Source organism: Ruegeria sp. BHSC043, assembly GCF_059612985.1.
In genome coordinates this window covers 16,692-34,388 of the sequence record NZ_JBXWRS010000002.1, presented here as the reverse complement: position 1 = coordinate 34,388, position 17,697 = coordinate 16,692, and the positions used below count along the sequence as shown (strand labels likewise).

Here is a 17,697-nt window from a genome sequence, read left to right as displayed (position 1 = left end):
TTTCTCCGGTTGGTCCTGACTTCGACCCGATTACCGGACAGCGGCCCACAGGCGCAAGGCCTGAGCGGTCTCGGCCACGTCATGTACCCTGATGATCTGTACACCTTGCGACAATCCAGCCAACGCCACGGCGATTGATCCCGGTGCGCGGGCATCCTTGCGCGGTTCCTTGCCGATCCGGCCGATGAAGCCTTTGCGTGACACGCCCAGCAGGATCGGGCAGCCCAACCCGTGAAACAGGCTGAGATTGCGCAGCAAGGTCAGGTTGTGTTCCTCGGTCTTTCCGAACCCGATACCCGGATCAACGATGATCCGGCCCCGATCCAGCCCGAGGCCTTCCAGCCAGGCCACCTGCCCGGACAGGAAATCGTATACGTCCAGCAGAACGTCGTCATAGGTCGGGTTGTCCTGCATCGTGGCCGGGTCGCCCTGCATGTGCATTACGCAGACCGGCGCATCGATCTCGGCGCAGAAAGCGCCAAGTGCAGGATCGAAGGTAAAGCCCGAAACGTCGTTGATCAGCCCCGCACCGGCCTCGACCGCAGCCCTGGCCACGGCGAATTTGCGCGTGTCGATCGAAATCAGCGCCGGTGTCTCAGCCCGGATCGCGCGGATCAAGGGCTGGGTACGGGCGATCTCTTCGTCCTCGGGCACGAAATCCGCACCGGGGCGGGTGGATTCACCGCCGATGTCCAGAATGGTTGCTCCGTGCGCGACCATATCCCGGGCCGCCGCCCGCGCGGCATCAGGCGTGTTGTGCTTGCCACCATCGGAAAAGCTGTCGGGCGTGGCGTTCAGGATGCCCATGATCTGCGGCTGCGTCATATCCAGCCCGGCAATCGCGGCGCGCGGTTGCGTCAGTCGGTCGAGCCACGTTTCAGGGATGTCGGCGGCTGCAACGATCCGGGGTGCCGCGTCACGCCGCAGGCATTCGGCATGGGTGAACCACAAGCCCTGCCCCGCCAGCGGCGAGGCCCCGTCCGGGCGCACAGGCCCATGTTGCACCAGTGGGCGATAGTAACTGGTCACAGTTGCGCCTGCTCCACCGGGACCGCCCGCAGCGGTGTCTTGGGCGCCTCGGGCAGTTGCCCACCGATGACCAGCATTTCGCTGGCTTCGAAAGTGGCGGCGAACCAGGCCGCCAAGGCCACCGCATCGGACGGTGCCGCCGAAGGCCCATCGACCGCATCCAGCACGATCTTGGACGGTGCCCAGACACAGATCTGGCCGTTCTTCATGGCCCAGTTCAGCTCGGTCCGGGTCGACACGACGACACAGCGCGGGTCGCGCGCTGCCAGCACCCAGGCGTTCTGCTCGATCGCCAGCAGGTCGATCCGGCGCTGGGTCATGGCGTGGCCGGTCTGCGGCACTGGCAGATCGGACGCGCCGACGCACAGGATCAGCGGCCGCTGCCGGCTCTCCAACTGGTCGATCCAGCCCGACAAATTGTCGGACTCAATCGCTGCGTTCGACAGAAAGACCAGCCTGGGATGGGGACGCTCTTCCTCGATGACATCGTGGTGGACGGCATCCTTGCCACGCACGATCTCGACCCCCAAAGCGCCGGGGCCCCGATCCAATTTTTCGATTCGAACAAAAGCTCTTACCGCCTGAGGTTCAAGCAGAATCCGCTCGGCGATCCGTTCGGCCAGCGTTTCCAGAAGGTTCAGACGCTCAGCCGCCAATTCGTAGGCGATGGCCTCGGTCACCCGGTCGTAGGACAGGATGCGGTCGACGTCATCGTCGATCTGCTCGGTCAGCGGGCGCACCTCGACCACGATGTTGAAACAGATACGCTGGGTGGTGCCCCGCTCGGCCTGAAAGGCGCCGATCTCAACCTCGACGATGTGATCGCGCAGGGAAATGCGATCCAGCGGTCCGCGTGGCGCGGTCGCCTCAGACCGTTCGGACGGATGCGCAAAGGCAAGGCGGATTTCAGAGCTCATGGCACAGGCCTTTTCGGGCAGCTTGGACAGGTTTGCCCAAATTATTCGTTGGGTGCGGCTATAGCACTCAAACAAACGCCATTCCAGCCGCCGAAAGCGGCGTCAGGTGACGCGGTACCAGCTCATCATACCAGACGCGGCATGGCCCAGCATGTGACAATGCAGCAACCAGTTGCCCGGGTTGTCGGTGACCAGCGCGATCTCGCGAGTCTCGCCGCGTTCGACCAGAACCGTGTCACGCCACGGGCCAAGGGTTCCGTCCGGCAAGATCAGCCGAAAGTGGTGACCATGCAAGTGCATGGCGTGCGGAAAGGCGGTTTCGTTGACAAAGGCGATCCGGTGAAGGCTGCCAAGGGACGCATCCAGAAACGGGTCGTCGGGGCGTTCGGCATAACCGTTCAACGCCCAGAACCGGCCCAACTGCGCCAGTTCGCGGCCAGACAATTCCGTATCGCCCAGCCGGGCACTATCCAACCAGCGCATGGCCCCGCCCCGCAGTGTCATGCGGTGACGCGGAACGCCATCCAGCCCCCTGATCTCGGGCAAAGAGTTTGGCGGCAGCGGCTGAACACTTTTGCGGGGCACCGACGCGGCCTGCCCCGAAACGTCCAGGCGCACGACGCCAAAAGCGCCGTCGCGTTCTCGGCTGAACAGGCCGGCCGGGCTGCCATCTTCGGCCACGACGTCGACGATCACATCCGCCCTCTGCGCGGGGGCCAGCGGGAATGTGTCTTCGATCGCGATCGGATCCGACACCGGCATGCCGTCCAGCGCGACGATCCACCCCGCCAAACCATCAAGGCCCAGATCGAAAATGCGGGCGTTCGCGGCGTTGATCAGGCGCAACCGTAGGCGTTCGTGGCGCTTGACGGTGTAGGAGGGGTCGAAACGTCCATTGACCGTCACAAGGTTGCCAAGGCGTCCGGCATGGCTGAGGTCGTGCCCATTTTCGAAATCACCGGTGATCTGCGCGGTTTCTGGGTCGAGCCGCCAGTCGTCCAGCATCAAGGTCAGATCCTGATCAACATCCGGCGCCTGGGGCTCTTCGACGATCAAGGGGCCATAGAGCCCGCGCGCCACCTGCTCGACCGATTTATTGTGGGCGTGGTACCAAAAGGTGCCCGCGTCCGGCGCGACGAAATCATAGTCGAAAACGCCGCCCGCCGGCACCGCATCCTGCGTCAGCCCGGGCACACCGTCCATGTCGTTGGCAATGCGGATGCCGTGCCAATGCACCGAGGTGGCCTGCGGCAAATCATTCACCAGACGGCGCTGGACCCGCGCGCCCTGTTTCACCTGTATCGGCAGGCCCGGTACCCGACCGCCATAGCCCCAAACACCAGTCTGCGGATAACCCTCGGGCGCGATCAACTGCGTTCCCTCGCGCGCCTGCAGGGTCGGCGGAGCAGCTTGGGCAAACGTCGGATAAGCCGCAAACGCTGCAGCAGATTTCAATAGGTCTCGGCGGCTTGGTTTCATCACGGGTCTCCTTTCCCGCAACATAGCCTGCCTTCACCCCCGCGCCATCAAGCGTACAGCGCGGGTGCGTCAATTCGCGCTAGTTGCTCGCTGTCCGGTAGTTGTGGCGATAAAAGATGTGCACGCCGATCCTCGCGGTCTCTTTGTAGACCCGCGCCCATGACGGGCGAACAGCCTTGGTGTGATAGTGCGTTGCGCCCGACGTGAGCGGTTTACCAACCCCATCCATGGCCAGACGCGCCACCTTGGCAACACGCTCATAGGCCTTCTTTTCACGGATCACCTCTTTGCGGCCGTCGCAGGTATAGGTAAATTGGCACTGATACTTCTTGCCGGTACCCTGACGGATCACGCCGCAAACCGAATTGGGGAAGCGGCTGCTTTCAACCCGGTTCAGAATCACCTCGGCAACCGCGAACTGGCCGCGGACGCTTTCACCGCGCGCTTCGAAATACAGCGCTTCGGCCAAGCATTTCCAGTCCTCTCCGCCGGCCGCCTTGGGCAATTGATCGAGCCATCCTTTCGAGTAGGTAACCTCAACCGGCTTGACCTCTTTGCGTGGTTGGAAAAGCTTCAGGTAATCACGGAAGCCTTGCCCCGGCAGCTCGTTGCGGGACACCAGTTCACGCTTGGCGGAATCGGTGGTCTCTCTCTCGGCGACGGACGCACTCGGCAGCACGGTTGCCGCCGCAATGGCAACAGCCAGTATGTAACGTATCATCAGATAACCTCGCACAGGCACTTCGCGCGCCATACCCTCCCCCGGCGGGCGCGAGGGGGGTTTACCCCAGACGGGGCGAAACGTCCAGTTTTGAGGATTCGGCAAGAGAAATCTTGCCCGTCGGGCCAAAAAAATTGGCCACAGGTCCACCCCAAGCCCACTATTCTTAGGGCTCGGAGGGCAGGTCAACCCCCAAGTTTTGACGCAATCGCCAATTGAGCGGAAGCCAGCCGAGCAACCGGAACCCGGAACGGAGAACAGGACACATAGTCGAACCCAAGGTCCCGGCACAGGGCGATTGATTCGGGGTTACCGCCATGTTCACCGCAAACCGAAAGCGTAACATCCGGCCGGGCCGCACGCCCGCGTTCCGAGCCCAGCTTCAGCAGCTCCCCCACCCCGTCGGCATCCAGAACATGAAACGGATCCTCTGAAAATACGCCCTGCCGGACATAGGCCGACATGAACCGACCGGCATCGTCCCGCGACAAGCCATAGGTCATTTGGGTCAGGTCGTTGGTGCCAAAGCTCAGGAACGACACATGGGGCGCGATCTCTTCCGCGCGCAGGCAGGCGCGCGGCGTTTCGACCATCACGCCGAGGCGGTACTCAAAATCCTGCCCCCTCTCGGCCGCGACGGCTGCGGCCACCGAGTCGATGCGGGCCTTGACCAGCTCGACCTCGCGCTTGGCCGACACCAGCGGGATCATCACCTCGGGAACCACCGGGGCGCCGTTCTTGCTGGCCTCGAGCGTCGCCTCGAAAATCGCGCGGGCCTGCATGTCATAGATTTCGGGCACCGTCACGCCAAGGCGGACGCCGCGCAGGCCCAGCATGGGGTTGTATTCGCTCATCGCCTCGACCCGGCGCTCAACATCCGAAACCGGCAGGTCCAGCGCCTCGGCCAGTTCACGCTGGCCGCTGCGGGTCGTGGGCAGGAATTCGTGCAGCGGTGGGTCGAACAGGCGGATGCAGACGGGCTGCCCTTCCATGATTTCGAAAAGCTGTACGAAATCCGCGCGTTGCATAGGCAACAGCCGCGCAAGCACCGCCGCGCGACCGGCAGGGGTCTCGGCGAAAATCATCTCGCGCATCACGATCAGGCGACCGGGGTCGAAGAACATGTGCTCGGTCCGGCACAGGCCGATCCCCTCGGCCTGGAACCGGCGCGCGACCTGCGCATCGGCGGGCGTGTCGGCATTGGCGCGAATGGCGATGTCGCGTTCAGCATCGGCCCAGCCCATCAGGGTCTGGAAACAGTCGTCCAGCGCCGCCTCGAGCATTGCCGGCTCACCCGCCAGTACCTGCCCGGACGTGCCGTCGATAGTCAGAGTGTCGCCGGTCTTGAACACGCGACCGTCCGGCGCCACCAGATGTTTCTTCTTGGTCTGGAACCGCATCTCGGACGCGCCGACAATACAGGGCAGCCCCAGACCGCGGCCAATCACGGCGGCGTGGCTGGTCATCCCGCCCTTTTCGGTCAAAACGGCCACGGCCGCATGCATGCCCCGCACATCCTCGGGCGAGGTTTCGCGGCGCACAAGGATGCAGGGCTCGCCACGCGCGGCGCTGGCCTGCGCTTCGGCCGAGGTGAACACGATACGCCCACTGGCCGCCCCCGGGCTGGCCCCGATGCCGGTAGTGAGCACGTCACGCTTGGCCTCGGGATGGACCTGCCGGTGCAGCAACTCGTTAAGAGAATGCGGATCGATCCGCATCACCGCCTCTTGCGGCGGGATGATTCCGTCTTCAGCCAACCGAACGGCGATGCGCATCGCGGCGCGGGCGCTGCGCGGTACGCGCACGCCGTCCAGAATATGCACCTTGCCGTTCTCGATCACGAATTCAACCTGCATTTCCTCGCGCAGCTTTTTGCGCATCAACGCGGCATGTGCCTTGAGGTCGGCAAAGGCTTGCGGCGCCACATCCTCGAGCGACGGTCCGCGGGGGTCTTTTTCCAGATAAAGTGCGGAAACGCCTTCGCCCAGCGCGTCGCGGCCCTGGCTCTGGCTCAGATAGCGGCCCGTGATCTGCGGCAGACCCGTCGTGGGGTCGACCAGTTGCAGAACACCCGAGCCGCACTCGCCCTGCCCGACGCCCGGAATCATCTCCTGGATCACCAGACCCAGCCCGGCATCAGCCGGCGCCCCCTTGGCCTGACGCAGCAATCGTGCCGAGGTGCCGTCCCACGCCCGCGCCATCGAGCGCAGCACCCCGATCAGCTGCTCGCCACGGTCCTGTGGGAACTCCTCGTCGGTCTCGTCCTCGTAGGCGCGCAGGGTCTGGCGCAGCCCGCTGCGGCCGTCGCCCTCGATATCGTCGAACACATCCGGATCCAGCCGAGCGACGTGGATCGCATAGCTTTGCACGAACCGCAGATACAGGGCGGCGGCGGCCTCGCCCCCCATCTTGTCGGACAGCTCGACATAGCGCGCGTCGTTCATGCCGATGTTCAACACCGCGCCCGGCCCACCCCAATCGGGGTCCTCGGAACTGGGCCGAACACACAGCAGCGCCGAAGCGTCGAATTGTTCCAGCACCGCCTCGATGTCGGGCACCTCGCCATCGGCGATCCGCTGGACGGCGTCGAAAGACAGCGCCACGGTCCGCGGCACTGGCAGGTTCAGCCGCACCAAGCGTTGCAGGCATTTCGCCCGCCCGCCATGCGTATTCGCGGCGATGGGCGCATCGGGTGTGACAAGCGTTGTATTTGGATTATTCTGCACTGCGGCACCTTTTGGTTTCTCCGCAGCATAAGCGCCTGCGCCGGTCGCGCAAGGGCCGAGTGGGCGCGCCGCGGCGCGCCCGTGGGCCTCAGCCTTCGATCTTCGTCAGGTCCGCGACGCTGGAACAGATCTGGCGGATCTGGCTGAGAAGGTTCAGGCGGTTGCGGCGCAGCACGGCATTGTCGGAATTGACCTGAACGTCCTCGAAGAATGCGTCGATCGGCCCGCGCAGCGCGGCCATCGCTGCCATCGCCGCCGGGAAATCCTCGGCCTCGAGTGCCGGCGCGATCTTGGCCTGCGCCTCCTCCAGCGCGGTGAACAGGGCCTTTTCGCTGTCGGTTTCAGCAAATTTCGGATCGGCCCCGAAGGAATATTCCACGCCGTCCTTTTCCTCGGCCTGGGTCAGGATGTTGTTGGCGCGTTTGAATCCCTGCACGAGATTCTCTCCATCCTCGGTCGCGATCACCACATTCAACGCGCGGGCGCGTTTGACCAGCAGGTTGATGTCATCATTACCGTCCATCGCGATACAGGCGTCGATCACGTCGTGGCGTATGCCTTCGTCACGCAGAAAGACCTTGAGCCGGTCGTGGACGAAGGTAAGCAAATCTTCCAGGATCACCGCATCTTCGCGGAAGCTGGAGTTCCGGTCATTCAGCGTGTCCCACAACGTACCGAGAATTCCACGCTCGGCAATCATCGACGCCAATGCCTCGATCCCCAGATCATGCAGTTTGTCGACCTCGACTCCCATGATCCGAGCGTATTCCGCGCGCTTTTCCTCGATGGTTTCACCGGCCGAGGTTTCACGCTTGAGAGCGTGCGGGAAGTAGGCCCAGACACAGGCCTCTTTCAAATCCAGCCTCAGATCGTTCTCTAGGATCAACCGGATCACCCCCAGCGCCGCGCGGCGCAGCGCGAACGGGTCTTTCGAGCCGGTGGGCTTTTCATTAATCGCCCAGAACCCGGTCAGCGTGTCCAGCTTGTCAGCCAGCGCCACGGTCATCGACAGCGGTGCCGCCGGAACATCATCCGACGGGCCCAGCGGCGAGTAATGCTCCTGCGCCACGGCGGCCACGGCGGCGTCTTCACCGGCGGACGCGATGTAATAGCGGCCCATAAGCCCCTGAAGTTCGGGGAATTCATACACCATTTCAGAACTCAGATCGGCCTTGGCCAGCCGCGCGGCCTTTTCAGCCTGATCCGGGTCGGCACCCGTCACCGGGGCCAGTTCGCGGGCCAGCGCGGCAATGCGGTCGATCCGCTGGGCCTGGGTGCCCAGCTTGTTGTGGAAGGTCACGTTCTCAAGCGCGCGGGTCCATTGCGTGATGTCTGCCTTGGCAACGCGCAGATCATTTTCCCAAAAGAATTTTGCATCGGCCAGACGGGCCGACAGCACCTTCTGGTTTCCGGCCAGAATGGTCGCGCCATTGTCGCTGGTCTCGCGGTTGGCGACGGTGATGAACCGCTCGATCCGCCCCGTCTTGGGATTGCGGACCGAGAAGAATTTCTGGTGCTCTTTCATCGAGGTCTGCAGCACCTCGGGCGGCAGGTCGAGGAATTCATCGTCGATCTGCCCCATCAGCACCACCGGCCATTCGACCAGCCCGGCCACCTCGGCCAGCAGGCCCTTGTCCTCGACCACCTCCAGACCGGCAGCAAAGGCGAGGTTCTGTGCGTCGTTCCAGATGTGCTCGGCCCGTTCCTCGGGCGACAGCACGACAAAGGCGCGCTTCAGCTTGGCGGCGTAATCCTCGAACCCGGTCACGGCAAACCGGCCGGGCGCCATGAAGCGGTGGCCCTCGGTGGTGTCGCCAGCCGTGATCCCGTCGATCTCCATCGGCACGACCTGCGCACCGCTTTCATCGCTGAGGATGCACAGGATCGAATGCAGCGGGCGCACCCAACGCAGCGAGGAACTGCCCCAGCGCATCGACTTGGGCCAGGGGAAGTTGCGGATCGTGTCGGCCAAAACCTCGGCCACGATCTCGGCCGCCGGGCGACCCGATTTCTCGATGGTGGCAAAATAGACCGCGCCCTTGGGCGTCTCGCGCTCTTCCAATTGGTCGCGGCTGATCCCCGCGCCACGTAGGAAGCCTTCGATGGCCTTGTCCGGCGCGCCAACCTTGGGGCCCTTGCGCTCCTCGCGGATGGTGGGGCTTTCGGCCAGCAGCCCCTCGACCGCCAGCGTCAGGCGGCGCGGCGTGGTCAGGGCGTGGGCGTGGGCATAGGTCAGACCGGCCTCTACCAGACCGTCGGTGATCCGTTTTTTCAGATCCTCGCCGGCGCGGGTCTGCATGCGCGCGGGGATTTCCTCGGAAAACAGTTCGATCAGCAGGTCGGGCATTTTCGATCCTTAGAAATTGACGATCGTCTGGATGACGATGGCATTGGCGATATCCACGAAGAATGCGGATACAAGGGGGAGCACGATAAAGGCAATAGGCGAAGGCCCGTATCGCTTGGTTACGGCGGTCATATTGGCAATTGCGGTCGGTGTCGCGCCCAGCGCGAAGCCGCCAAACCCCGCCGCCAGCACGGCCGCGCGGTAGTTGGCGCCCATGACCGGGAACAGAACCCAGATCACGAAAGCCACTGCAAACAAGGTTTGCGCCGTCATGATCACCACGATCGACAGGCCCAAATCTGCGATGGTCCACAGCTGCAGGCTCATCAGCGACATGGCCAGAAACGCGCCCAGCGCAAACTCCGAAATCAGCGCCAGCGACGGCGTGCGCGACACAGGCGCAGCGCGCGGGGCCAGCAGCGGACGCAGGTTGCCGATCACGATGCCCATGATCAGGCACGGCACGAACAACGGCAGTTTCAAACCCGCGGCCACGATCACCTCGGACAGAGCATAGCCCGCGATGATGGCCATGTTCAGGTACAGCAGCACCCGCATCACCGTCAGGTGGTCGATCTTCGCGGCAGCGTCTGACGGCTCGTCGGGCAAGCCGATCGTGTGTTCCTCGTCCGGGCGGTTTGGCGACAGGTCGCGCCCTTCGATCAACAGACGCGCGATGGGGCCACCGACCAGCGCGGCCAGAACAAGCCCGAGGGTCGCAACGGCCACCCCCAACTCGGTCGCGCCCTCAAGCCCGGTGGCCTGCGCGACCTCGGGCGCCCAAGCGATGGCAGTGCCATGGCCGCCGATCAGGGCGGCCGACCCGAACAGAACGCCGGACTGCGCCGGATAACCAAAGGCCGCCGCCCCCGCCGCGCCGATCAGGTTCTGCGCCACGATCGTCAGCAGCGTGAGGATCAGCAGTAGCAGCAAGGGCTTTCCGCCTGCGATCAGGTCGGACAGCCGGGCGTTCAGGCCGATCCCGGCAAAGAACAGCACCAGCAGGAAATCCCGCGTGGTCAGGTCGAACTCCAGTTCGATCCCGAACAGCAAATACAGCGCAAGAACCACCAGTGAGGCCAGCAGGCCTCCGGTCACAGGTTCGGGAATGTTGAACCGACGCAGAACCTCGGCGCGGGCGTTGATCTCGGCGCCCATCAGGTAGACTGCAAAACCCAGTGTTGCCGTCACGAAACCGGGGATATCCAAGGTGAACCCCATCCTGCCGCTCAGCTTTCCGGGCGGGGCGGACATTCCTCGCCGACCACGGTGCCGTCAAAGGCCTTTTCGCCGCAGTTGTTCAGGACGTGCCAGGCAAAGCCGCGCCCGTCCTGGGTGACCGCAACCACCCGGTCCACGCCATAGTGGATGTTCTTGACGCCGATGAACGCGCGGGCCGAACCGCTTGCCAGCGCCTTTCCCAACGCCTCGGCGTCGTAGCAGTCGAACCAGCCCGGTGCCGTCAGCGGCTCGGCCTTTTCGGCGGGTTCGAACTGCTGGGCCAGTTGATCCGGTGTCAGATCCGTCGTGAAACAGGCCCGGTACCGGATCGGAGAGCTGTCGGCGTCGATGGCTTGAAACCCGTCATAGGAAATGGGCACCGTCGCGCCGCTTTGCCGGTCGGTCAGAACGACATCCCGGCCGGGGGTCGGCGTGACGGTGTAGTAGTACCCGTAGACCTGCAGGTAATACATGGCCACGCCCGCCATCACCGCGCAGATCACAATGAGAATTGCCAGCAGCTTTCCGGTCATAGATCACGCCTCCTGTTCACGCAGCGTCTTTCAAGTCGTCCGAAAATGAGACAGTGTCGGAACCTGAACCTGATATCGTAAGGCTATTTGCATGGATCTGACACTGGCCACCGGATTTTTCGGCGCGCTGTTTGCGATCATGAACCCGATCACCAACCTGCCCGTTTTCCTGACCGTGACCGAGGGCCTGGACCTGGGCGACCAGCGCAAGGTTGCGGTCAAGACCGCCGTGTACTGCCTTGTTCTCGGGGGTCTTTTCGCCATCCTCGGCAATCATATTCTGGGGCTGTTCGGGATCAGCGTCAATGATCTGCGGGTCGCTGGCGGCCTGGTGGTTCTGCTGTTCGGGCTGAACATGCTGAACGGTGGCGAAACCAGCGCGCATCACGGGACGGACAGCGAAAAACAGGCCTACCCGGCGCCCGAGACTGTCGCCTTCTATCCGCTGACCTTTCCCATTCTCGTGGGGCCCGGCACCATCACCACGGTCATCCTGTTTGCCCATCATGTCAGCAACGTTGCCGATGCCATGCTTTATGCCGGGGTGTTTTTGGGCGTGACGCTGCTGTTGCTGGTCACGTTCTGGAATGCCGCGGCCCTCGGCCGGCGCCTGTCGGACAACGCCCGCGTCATCATGAGCCGTCTGATGGGCATGATCCTGTCGGCCATCGCGGTCGGCATGATCGCGGACGGCCTCAAGGCCCTGCTGCCGGGATTGGCCTGAGCGGCCCATCAGGCCTGGTACCCGGCCGCCTCGGTCTGCACGAAGGCATCGGCGCATTGCTTGGCCAGCGCCCGCACCCGCCCGATATAGGCCTGCCGTTCCGTCACCGAGATCACGCCGCGCGCGTCCAGAAGGTTGAAGATGTGGCTGGCCTTGATGCACTGGTCATAGGCGGGATGCGCCATGATGATGCGCTTGCCCGTCTTGGGGTCCGCATGCTCCTGGCTCAGGATCGCAGCGCACTCGGCCTCGGCCTCTTCGAAATGGCGCAGCAGAACCTCGGTATTGGCCACGTCGAAATTCCAGCGGGCGTATTCTTCCTCGGTCTGCTTGAAGATGTCGCCATAGGTCAGCGGGATCGGCGATTGTGGATCGTTGAAGGGCATGTCCATCACGTGATCGATGCCCAGCACATACATCGCCAGCCGTTCCAGCCCATAGGTCAATTCGCCCGAGACCGGCGCGCAGTCATGGCCGCCGACCTGCTGGAAATAGGTGAACTGGCTGACTTCCATCCCGTCACACCAGACCTCCCAGCCCAGGCCCCATGCGCCCAAGGTGGGGCTTTCCCAGTCATCCTCGACAAATCGGATGTCATGCAGGTCCATGTCGATGCCGATGGCCTGAAGGCTGCCCAGATACAGCTCCTGAAGGTCCGGCGGGCTGGGTTTGATCAGCACCTGGTACTGGTAATAATGCTGCAGACGGTTGGGGTTTTCGCCATAGCGGCCGTCGGTCGGGCGGCGCGAGGGCTGCACATAGGCCGCAGCCCAGGGCTTGGCGCCAAGTGCGCGCAATGTGGTTGCAGGGTGGAAGGTGCCGGCGCCGACCTCCATGTCGTAGGGCTGCAGGATGGCGCAGCCCTTCGAGGCCCAGTAGTTTTGAAGCCGCAGGATGATTTCCTGAAATGAACGTGGTGCGCTTGACGGTTCGGTCATGACATTCCCTTTGGGCGCGGATGTGCCCGGTTCCGGTCGGTTTGGCCCTTCCTATGCAAGGGGCCAAAGGGCGTCAACGGGCCAATGGCCGCTAGCTGTCACTGTGCCGCCACACTGGAAATTCCCCGTGGCCGGGCCATGGCTTTCGCCCTGGTGAATCGCGTAACCTGTTCCTTGACCAAGACACCGCACCAACGGGCAGAAAATGACACGTATTCTAGTTGCATTTATTTTCACGATTTCCTTCGGTCTGCGGGCCGCGATCGCTCAGCAAGGCACCGACCCCGGCGTCTGGGTGCAGATCGAGGCGCAGCCCTCGCTGCGCGAGGCGCAGGAGCGCGCCCAGGCCTATGCCAGCGATCTACCCGACGTGAACGGGTTTCGCCTGAACAGCGGCTGGTACGCCATCGTCATCGGCCCCTATCTTCGTGCAGATGCCGAACAGGTACTGCGCGTCTATCGGGCCGAGCGTCAGATCCCGTCGGACAGTTTCATCACCTTTTCCTCCGCGCTGGGACAGCAGTTCTGGCCCATCGGCGCGAATGTCCTGAACCGGGGCGCCATCACGGCCCCCGTCCAGCCCGAACCCGAACAGCCCCAGACCAGCCTGACCCAGCAACCGTCGGACGAAACCCGCGCCCAGGCTCTGCAGTCCGAACGGCGGCTGAGCGCGCAGGAGCGCAAAGACCTGCAGACCGCCCTGCAGGCCGCGGGCTTTTACAACGCCACGATCGACGGCGCATTCGGACAGGGCACCCGCCGGTCGATGGCCGACTGGCAGCGGTTCAACGGGTTCGAGCCCACCGGCGTTCTGACCACCGCACAGCGCAAGGTGCTGATGGATGACTACAACGCACCGCTCATCAGCGTTGGCATGCAGCGCCATGTCGATGACCGCGCCGGGATCTCGATGGACCTGCCGCTGGGTGTCGTGGCCTTTGACCGGTACGAGGCTCCATTCGCCCATTTCAACCCGAAGGGCGATCTGGACGCCCGCGTTCTGTTGATCAGCCAAAAGGGCGACAACAACACCCTGCGTGCCCTCTACGAGGTGATGCAGTCGCTGGAAATCGTCCCCCTGAACGGCCCGCGCGAGATCAGTCGAAACCGCTTCTCGATCGAAGGTCGGGGCAAAGGGATCGTGTCCCATACCCAGGCCGAGTTGAAGGATGGCCGGATCAAGGGTTTCACCCTGGTCTGGCCCGAGGGGGACGAGGCCCGCCGCACCCGCGTTCTGTCCGCCATGACCAACAGCTTTGCCCCGCTCGACGCAGTGCTGGACTCGTCCGCCGGTGCAACGGCCAGCCAGAGCGTCGATCTGATGTCGGGCCTGCGCATCCGCAAGCCGCGCCTGTCACGGTCGGGCTTCTTTGCCGACCCGAGCGGGCTGGTCCTGACCGTAGCCGAGGCCGTCCAGAACTGCAGCCGCATCACCCTGGATGACGATCAGGACCTGGAGTTGGCCCACAGCGACCCGGATCTTGGTGCGGCGGTGCTGCGACCGGCTCGCAATCTTGCGCCGATGGCCGTGGCGGCCCTGAACGACGCACCTCCGCGGCTGCAGTCCGAAGTAGCCGTGGCCGGGTATTCCTACGAAGGCGCGCTGGGTGCCCCGACGCTGACCTTTGGCAAGGTCGCAGACATCCGCGGGCTGAACGGCGAAACCGGCATGACCCGCCTGAACCTTGCGGCGCAACCGGGGGACGCCGGCGGGCCGGTCTTTGACGATCACGGCAATGTCGTGGGCATGTTGCTGCCCACCCGGGCCGAAGGCCGCACCCTGCCACGCGATGTCAGCCTGGCGGCCGCCGCCGACCACCTGCATGACCTTCTGTCAAAAGCAGGTGCCACGGCCCAAACCGCGCAGGAAACCGGACAGGTCTCGCCGGACGAACTTAACCGCCGGGCAATCGGTATGACGGTCCTTGTGAATTGCTGGGACTGATCCGGGCCTTGTGAACCGACCGAGGGCGCCGCAGTTCCATGCGGCGCCTTTTGCGTTCAACCGTTCAGGATTTCGGGCGTCACATGTATCAGCGTGGGCCGCGGCGCCTCAAAGGCCGTCCGCACCGCATTATGCATGTCGGACAGTGACGCAGGGGCCGCTGACAAGGCACCGAATGCCTCGGCCAGTTTGCAGAAATCGGGGTTGTGCGCCACCACGGCGCTGGGGGCGATCTGGCTGCTGACCATGCTGTCCTCGATCTCTTTCAGCTTGCCGTTGTCCCACAGGATGATCGGCAGCGACAGAGCCAGCTCTACTGCGACGCCCAGTTCCTGCATCGTGTAGTGAAAACCGTAATCCCCCGCGATCACGGCGGTCGGCTTGCCGCGCCGCGCCACCGCACCACCGATCCCCGCCGGCAGGGCATAGCCCAGGGTGCCGAACCCGGTCGGATGATGCCAGTGGTGGGGAAAGGCCATGTCCCAGACCTCTTTCGCGGCATAGGCGAACTGGGTCATGTCGGAATAGATCATCGTGTCGGCCGGCATCGCCGCGCGCAGGGCATCGGCCACGGGCACGATACCCGGGCGCTCGGCATCGACCTCGGCCCGCCAGCGCGCGCGCGCCTCGGCCACCTCGTCGGGGCTCCAGCCGGTTGCGGGCTTGGCGGCTTCGGTGGCCGCCCACAGGGCCAGCGCAAAGCTCTCGGCATCGGCCTGCAGCTTGACCGCGGCCCGGTGGCGATCCGACAGCACCTCGGGGTCAAGGTCCACCCGCACCAGAGTCGCCTTGTGGCCCAGGTCGTCGCGCCACAGATCCACCTCTCCCAACTCGGCCCCAACTGCGATCACCAGGTCGGCGGACCCGATGACCTCGGCGCTGCCCGGACGCGGCAGCATGGCGCCGAAATCCAGCGCGTATCCCGTGCCGACCAGCCCCCGCCCGGCATAGGTGGTGAAACAGGCCGCGCCCAGATTGATCAGGATCTGGCGCCACAGGTTCGACCGGGCTCCGCCTCCCAAAATGAACAAAGGCCGGCGCGCGATGTTCAGAAGCGACAGGACCGGGGCGATGTCGGGCGCCAGCGCGCGCACCCGTTGCGCGTCCTGGTTGGGAAAAGGCGCAGGATCGGCCTCGGCCTCGAGCCGGCCAATCGGCACCTGGATATGCTTGGGACGCGGACGCTGAAGCGCGAATTCCTCGAAGGCGCGCTCGATCAGGCCATAAACCGCTTGCGCGTCGTTGGCCTGGCATGACCAGTCCGCCACGCAGCCCGCAGCGGCGCGCTGATCCTTCATCTGGTGCAACTGGCCCCGCTGGGCTTGGGACTCGTCCAGGCACGAGGACAAAACAAGCATCGGCACTGAGTCCGTGTACCCCTGCCCCATCGGCGTCAGGATATTGCACAGGCCCGGCCCTGTGATCACATAGGCCACGCCCGGCTTGCCCGTGGCGCGTGCGTAACCGTCGGCCATGAACCCCGCGCCCTGTTCGTGCCGGGCCAGGACATGGGCAATACCTGCCTCTTCGATCCCGCGATACATTTCCTGATTGTGCACGCCGGGGATGCCGAAGATGACCTCGACCCCCCGATCCCTGAGCATGTGGGAAATCTGCGCGCCCAGCGGTCTTTTCATCAGCCTCTCCAGAACCTTATGGTGAACAGGACATAGACGGCCATCAACTCCAGCCGCCCGGTGAGCATGCCGAAGGTCAGCAGCCACTTGGCCGTGTCGTTCAACCCGGAAAAGTTTCCGGCCGGGCCGATCTGATCGCCCAGACCGGGGCCGACATTGGCCAACGCCGTGGCCGCGCCCGAGACGGCGGTGATGAAATCCAACCCGGTCAGGGCCAGCGCCCATGACAGCCCGCCCAGCGACAGGGCGAAGAACATGAAAAAGCTCATGACCGAGGTCAGCACGTCGCGGCTGATCGGGCGGCCGTCATATTTGGGGATGAACACCCCATGCGGTGACCGGATGCGTTGAATCTGCGCCTTGATCGAGGCAAACAGCAACTGATACCGGAACACCTTGATCGAACAGGCGGTCGAGCCCGCACACCCGCCGATCAGCCCGATCATGAAGAACATCATGATCGGAAAACTGCCCCAGGCCATGTAATCGACGCTGGCATAGCCGGTTCCGGAAATAATCGAGGTGATGTTGAACAGCGACTCGCGCACCGCCTGTTCCCAATGATGCGGAAAGACCGAGGTCAGGAAAACCGCCATAACCATCACCAGCACGGCGATCGTGGCCAGGAACACGCGGATCTGACTGTCCTCCCACAAGGAAGTGGTCCGGCCGTTCACGAATTGCACATAGCGCACGAAGGGCAGCGCCGCGAGGATCATGAAAACGGATGCCGCATATTCTGCAGGCCCAGAAAAGGTGCCAAAAGACGCGTCATAGTTCGAAAATCCGCCGGTCGAAATCGTCGTCAGCGCATGTACCAGCGCGTCAAAGAAACTCATCCCCAGCCCGGCATAAACAAGGCCACAGACAAAGGTCAGAAAGACGTAGATCAGGGAAATCTGGCCCGCGATCTCCTGCGCGCGGGGCAGGATCTTCCCCATGGTCTCGAACCCTTCCGAGCGGAAAATCTGCATACCGCCGACCTTGAGCTCGGGCAGGAAGACCATGGCCACGACGATGATGCCGATCCCACCCAGCCATTGCAGGATTCCACGCCACAGCAGCAAACCGCGCGGCAGGTCGTCCAGCCCGGAAATGACCGTCGATCCGGTGGTGGTCAGGCCGGACATCGCCTCGAAATAGGCATCCACGAAGCGCAGCTCGGTCGCGCCGAAGATGAAGGGGATCGCGCCGAACACAGGCAGCGCGACCCAAACCGCCGTGGTCAGAAGAAAGGTCTGGCGGATCGTTAACCCCTCACCTACGCCGTTCGCGCAGCTCATTGCCAGAACGACCCCGGTCAGAATCGTGATGACGCCGCTTTCAAAGAAAACGGTCCATTCGCCACGGCCTTCGATGACGTCGGCAAGCATGGGCAGAGCCATGGTCGCCCCGAGAATGGCGACCAGCAATCCAATCACATATCCGACAGGGCGAAGATCAATCATGAGGCGCAGGGTTGGCGCGCCCGCCCGGAACT

13 protein-coding genes are annotated in these 17,697 nt (G+C 63.8%); 2 read left to right on the top strand and 11 right to left on the bottom strand.

Annotated elements, in window-relative coordinates:
- Positions 1–30: 30 nt before the first annotated feature.
- From folP to AC2FMM_RS05165, 8 genes are all read right to left on the bottom strand, one after another.
- Positions 31–1,029 (bottom strand): dihydropteroate synthase, encoded by a 999-nt coding sequence (gene folP, locus AC2FMM_RS05200; protein WP_496795980.1) that lies wholly within the window; start codon positions 1,027–1,029, stop codon positions 31–33.
- On the bottom strand, positions 1,026–1,946 hold the full coding sequence (locus AC2FMM_RS05195) for a dihydroneopterin aldolase (protein WP_496682204.1): 921 nt from the start codon (positions 1,944–1,946) through the stop codon (positions 1,026–1,028). The genes folP and AC2FMM_RS05195 overlap by 4 nt, the downstream gene beginning before the upstream one ends.
- Positions 1,947–2,048: 102 nt before the next feature.
- The gene (locus AC2FMM_RS05190; protein WP_496795979.1) at positions 2,049–3,425 is read right to left on the bottom strand and encodes a multicopper oxidase family protein; all 1,377 of its coding nucleotides are present in this window, start codon (positions 3,423–3,425) and stop codon (positions 2,049–2,051) included.
- A gap of 79 nt (positions 3,426–3,504) precedes the next feature.
- On the bottom strand, positions 3,505–4,179 hold the full coding sequence (locus AC2FMM_RS05185) for a cell wall hydrolase (protein WP_496682209.1): 675 nt from the start codon (positions 4,177–4,179) through the stop codon (positions 3,505–3,507).
- Positions 4,180–4,331: 152 nt separating this feature from the next.
- Positions 4,332–6,872, bottom strand: a complete 2,541-nt coding sequence (locus tag AC2FMM_RS05180) for a putative PEP-binding protein (protein ID WP_496795978.1) — start codon at positions 6,870–6,872, stop codon at positions 4,332–4,334.
- An 88-nt stretch (positions 6,873–6,960) separates the two neighbouring features.
- Complete coding sequence (gene glyS / locus AC2FMM_RS05175) at positions 6,961–9,219, bottom strand: glycine--tRNA ligase subunit beta (RefSeq protein ID WP_496795977.1); 2,259 nt, start codon at positions 9,217–9,219, stop codon at positions 6,961–6,963.
- A gap of 9 nt (positions 9,220–9,228) precedes the next feature.
- Complete coding sequence (gene gltS, locus AC2FMM_RS05170; RefSeq protein WP_496796132.1) at positions 9,229–10,440, bottom strand: sodium/glutamate symporter; 1,212 nt, start codon at positions 10,438–10,440, stop codon at positions 9,229–9,231.
- 8 nt (positions 10,441–10,448) lie between these two features.
- Positions 10,449–10,973, bottom strand: coding sequence for a DUF6446 family protein (locus AC2FMM_RS05165; RefSeq protein ID WP_496795976.1), 525 nt, complete (start codon positions 10,971–10,973; stop codon positions 10,449–10,451).
- A 91-nt stretch (positions 10,974–11,064) separates the two neighbouring features.
- Here AC2FMM_RS05165 and AC2FMM_RS05160 point away from each other — a divergent pair, with 91 nt between their 5' ends.
- Positions 11,065–11,697 (top strand): MarC family protein, encoded by a 633-nt coding sequence (locus AC2FMM_RS05160; protein ID WP_496682221.1) that lies wholly within the window; start codon positions 11,065–11,067, stop codon positions 11,695–11,697.
- An 8-nt stretch (positions 11,698–11,705) separates the two neighbouring features.
- Here AC2FMM_RS05160 and AC2FMM_RS05155 read toward each other — a convergent pair whose 3' ends face one another.
- Positions 11,706–12,635, bottom strand: coding sequence for a glycine--tRNA ligase subunit alpha (locus tag AC2FMM_RS05155; RefSeq protein ID WP_496682224.1), 930 nt, complete (start codon positions 12,633–12,635; stop codon positions 11,706–11,708).
- A 205-nt stretch (positions 12,636–12,840) separates the two neighbouring features.
- Between AC2FMM_RS05155 and AC2FMM_RS05150 the strand changes: the two genes are divergently transcribed.
- The gene (locus tag AC2FMM_RS05150) at positions 12,841–14,580 is read left to right on the top strand and encodes a serine protease (protein ID WP_496795975.1); all 1,740 of its coding nucleotides are present in this window, start codon (positions 12,841–12,843) and stop codon (positions 14,578–14,580) included.
- Between the two features lie 56 nt (positions 14,581–14,636).
- On the opposite strand, the gene AC2FMM_RS05145 is transcribed toward AC2FMM_RS05150, so the two are convergent.
- Positions 14,637–16,217 (bottom strand): thiamine pyrophosphate-binding protein, encoded by a 1,581-nt coding sequence (locus AC2FMM_RS05145; protein WP_496795974.1) that lies wholly within the window; start codon positions 16,215–16,217, stop codon positions 14,637–14,639.
- Positions 16,217–17,665: a TrkH family potassium uptake protein gene (locus AC2FMM_RS05140; RefSeq protein WP_496682232.1), complete on the bottom strand. Its 1,449-nt coding sequence runs from the start codon at positions 17,663–17,665 to the stop codon at positions 16,217–16,219. Before AC2FMM_RS05140 ends, AC2FMM_RS05145 begins: the two co-directional genes overlap by 1 nt.
- Positions 17,666–17,697 lie beyond the last annotated feature (32 nt).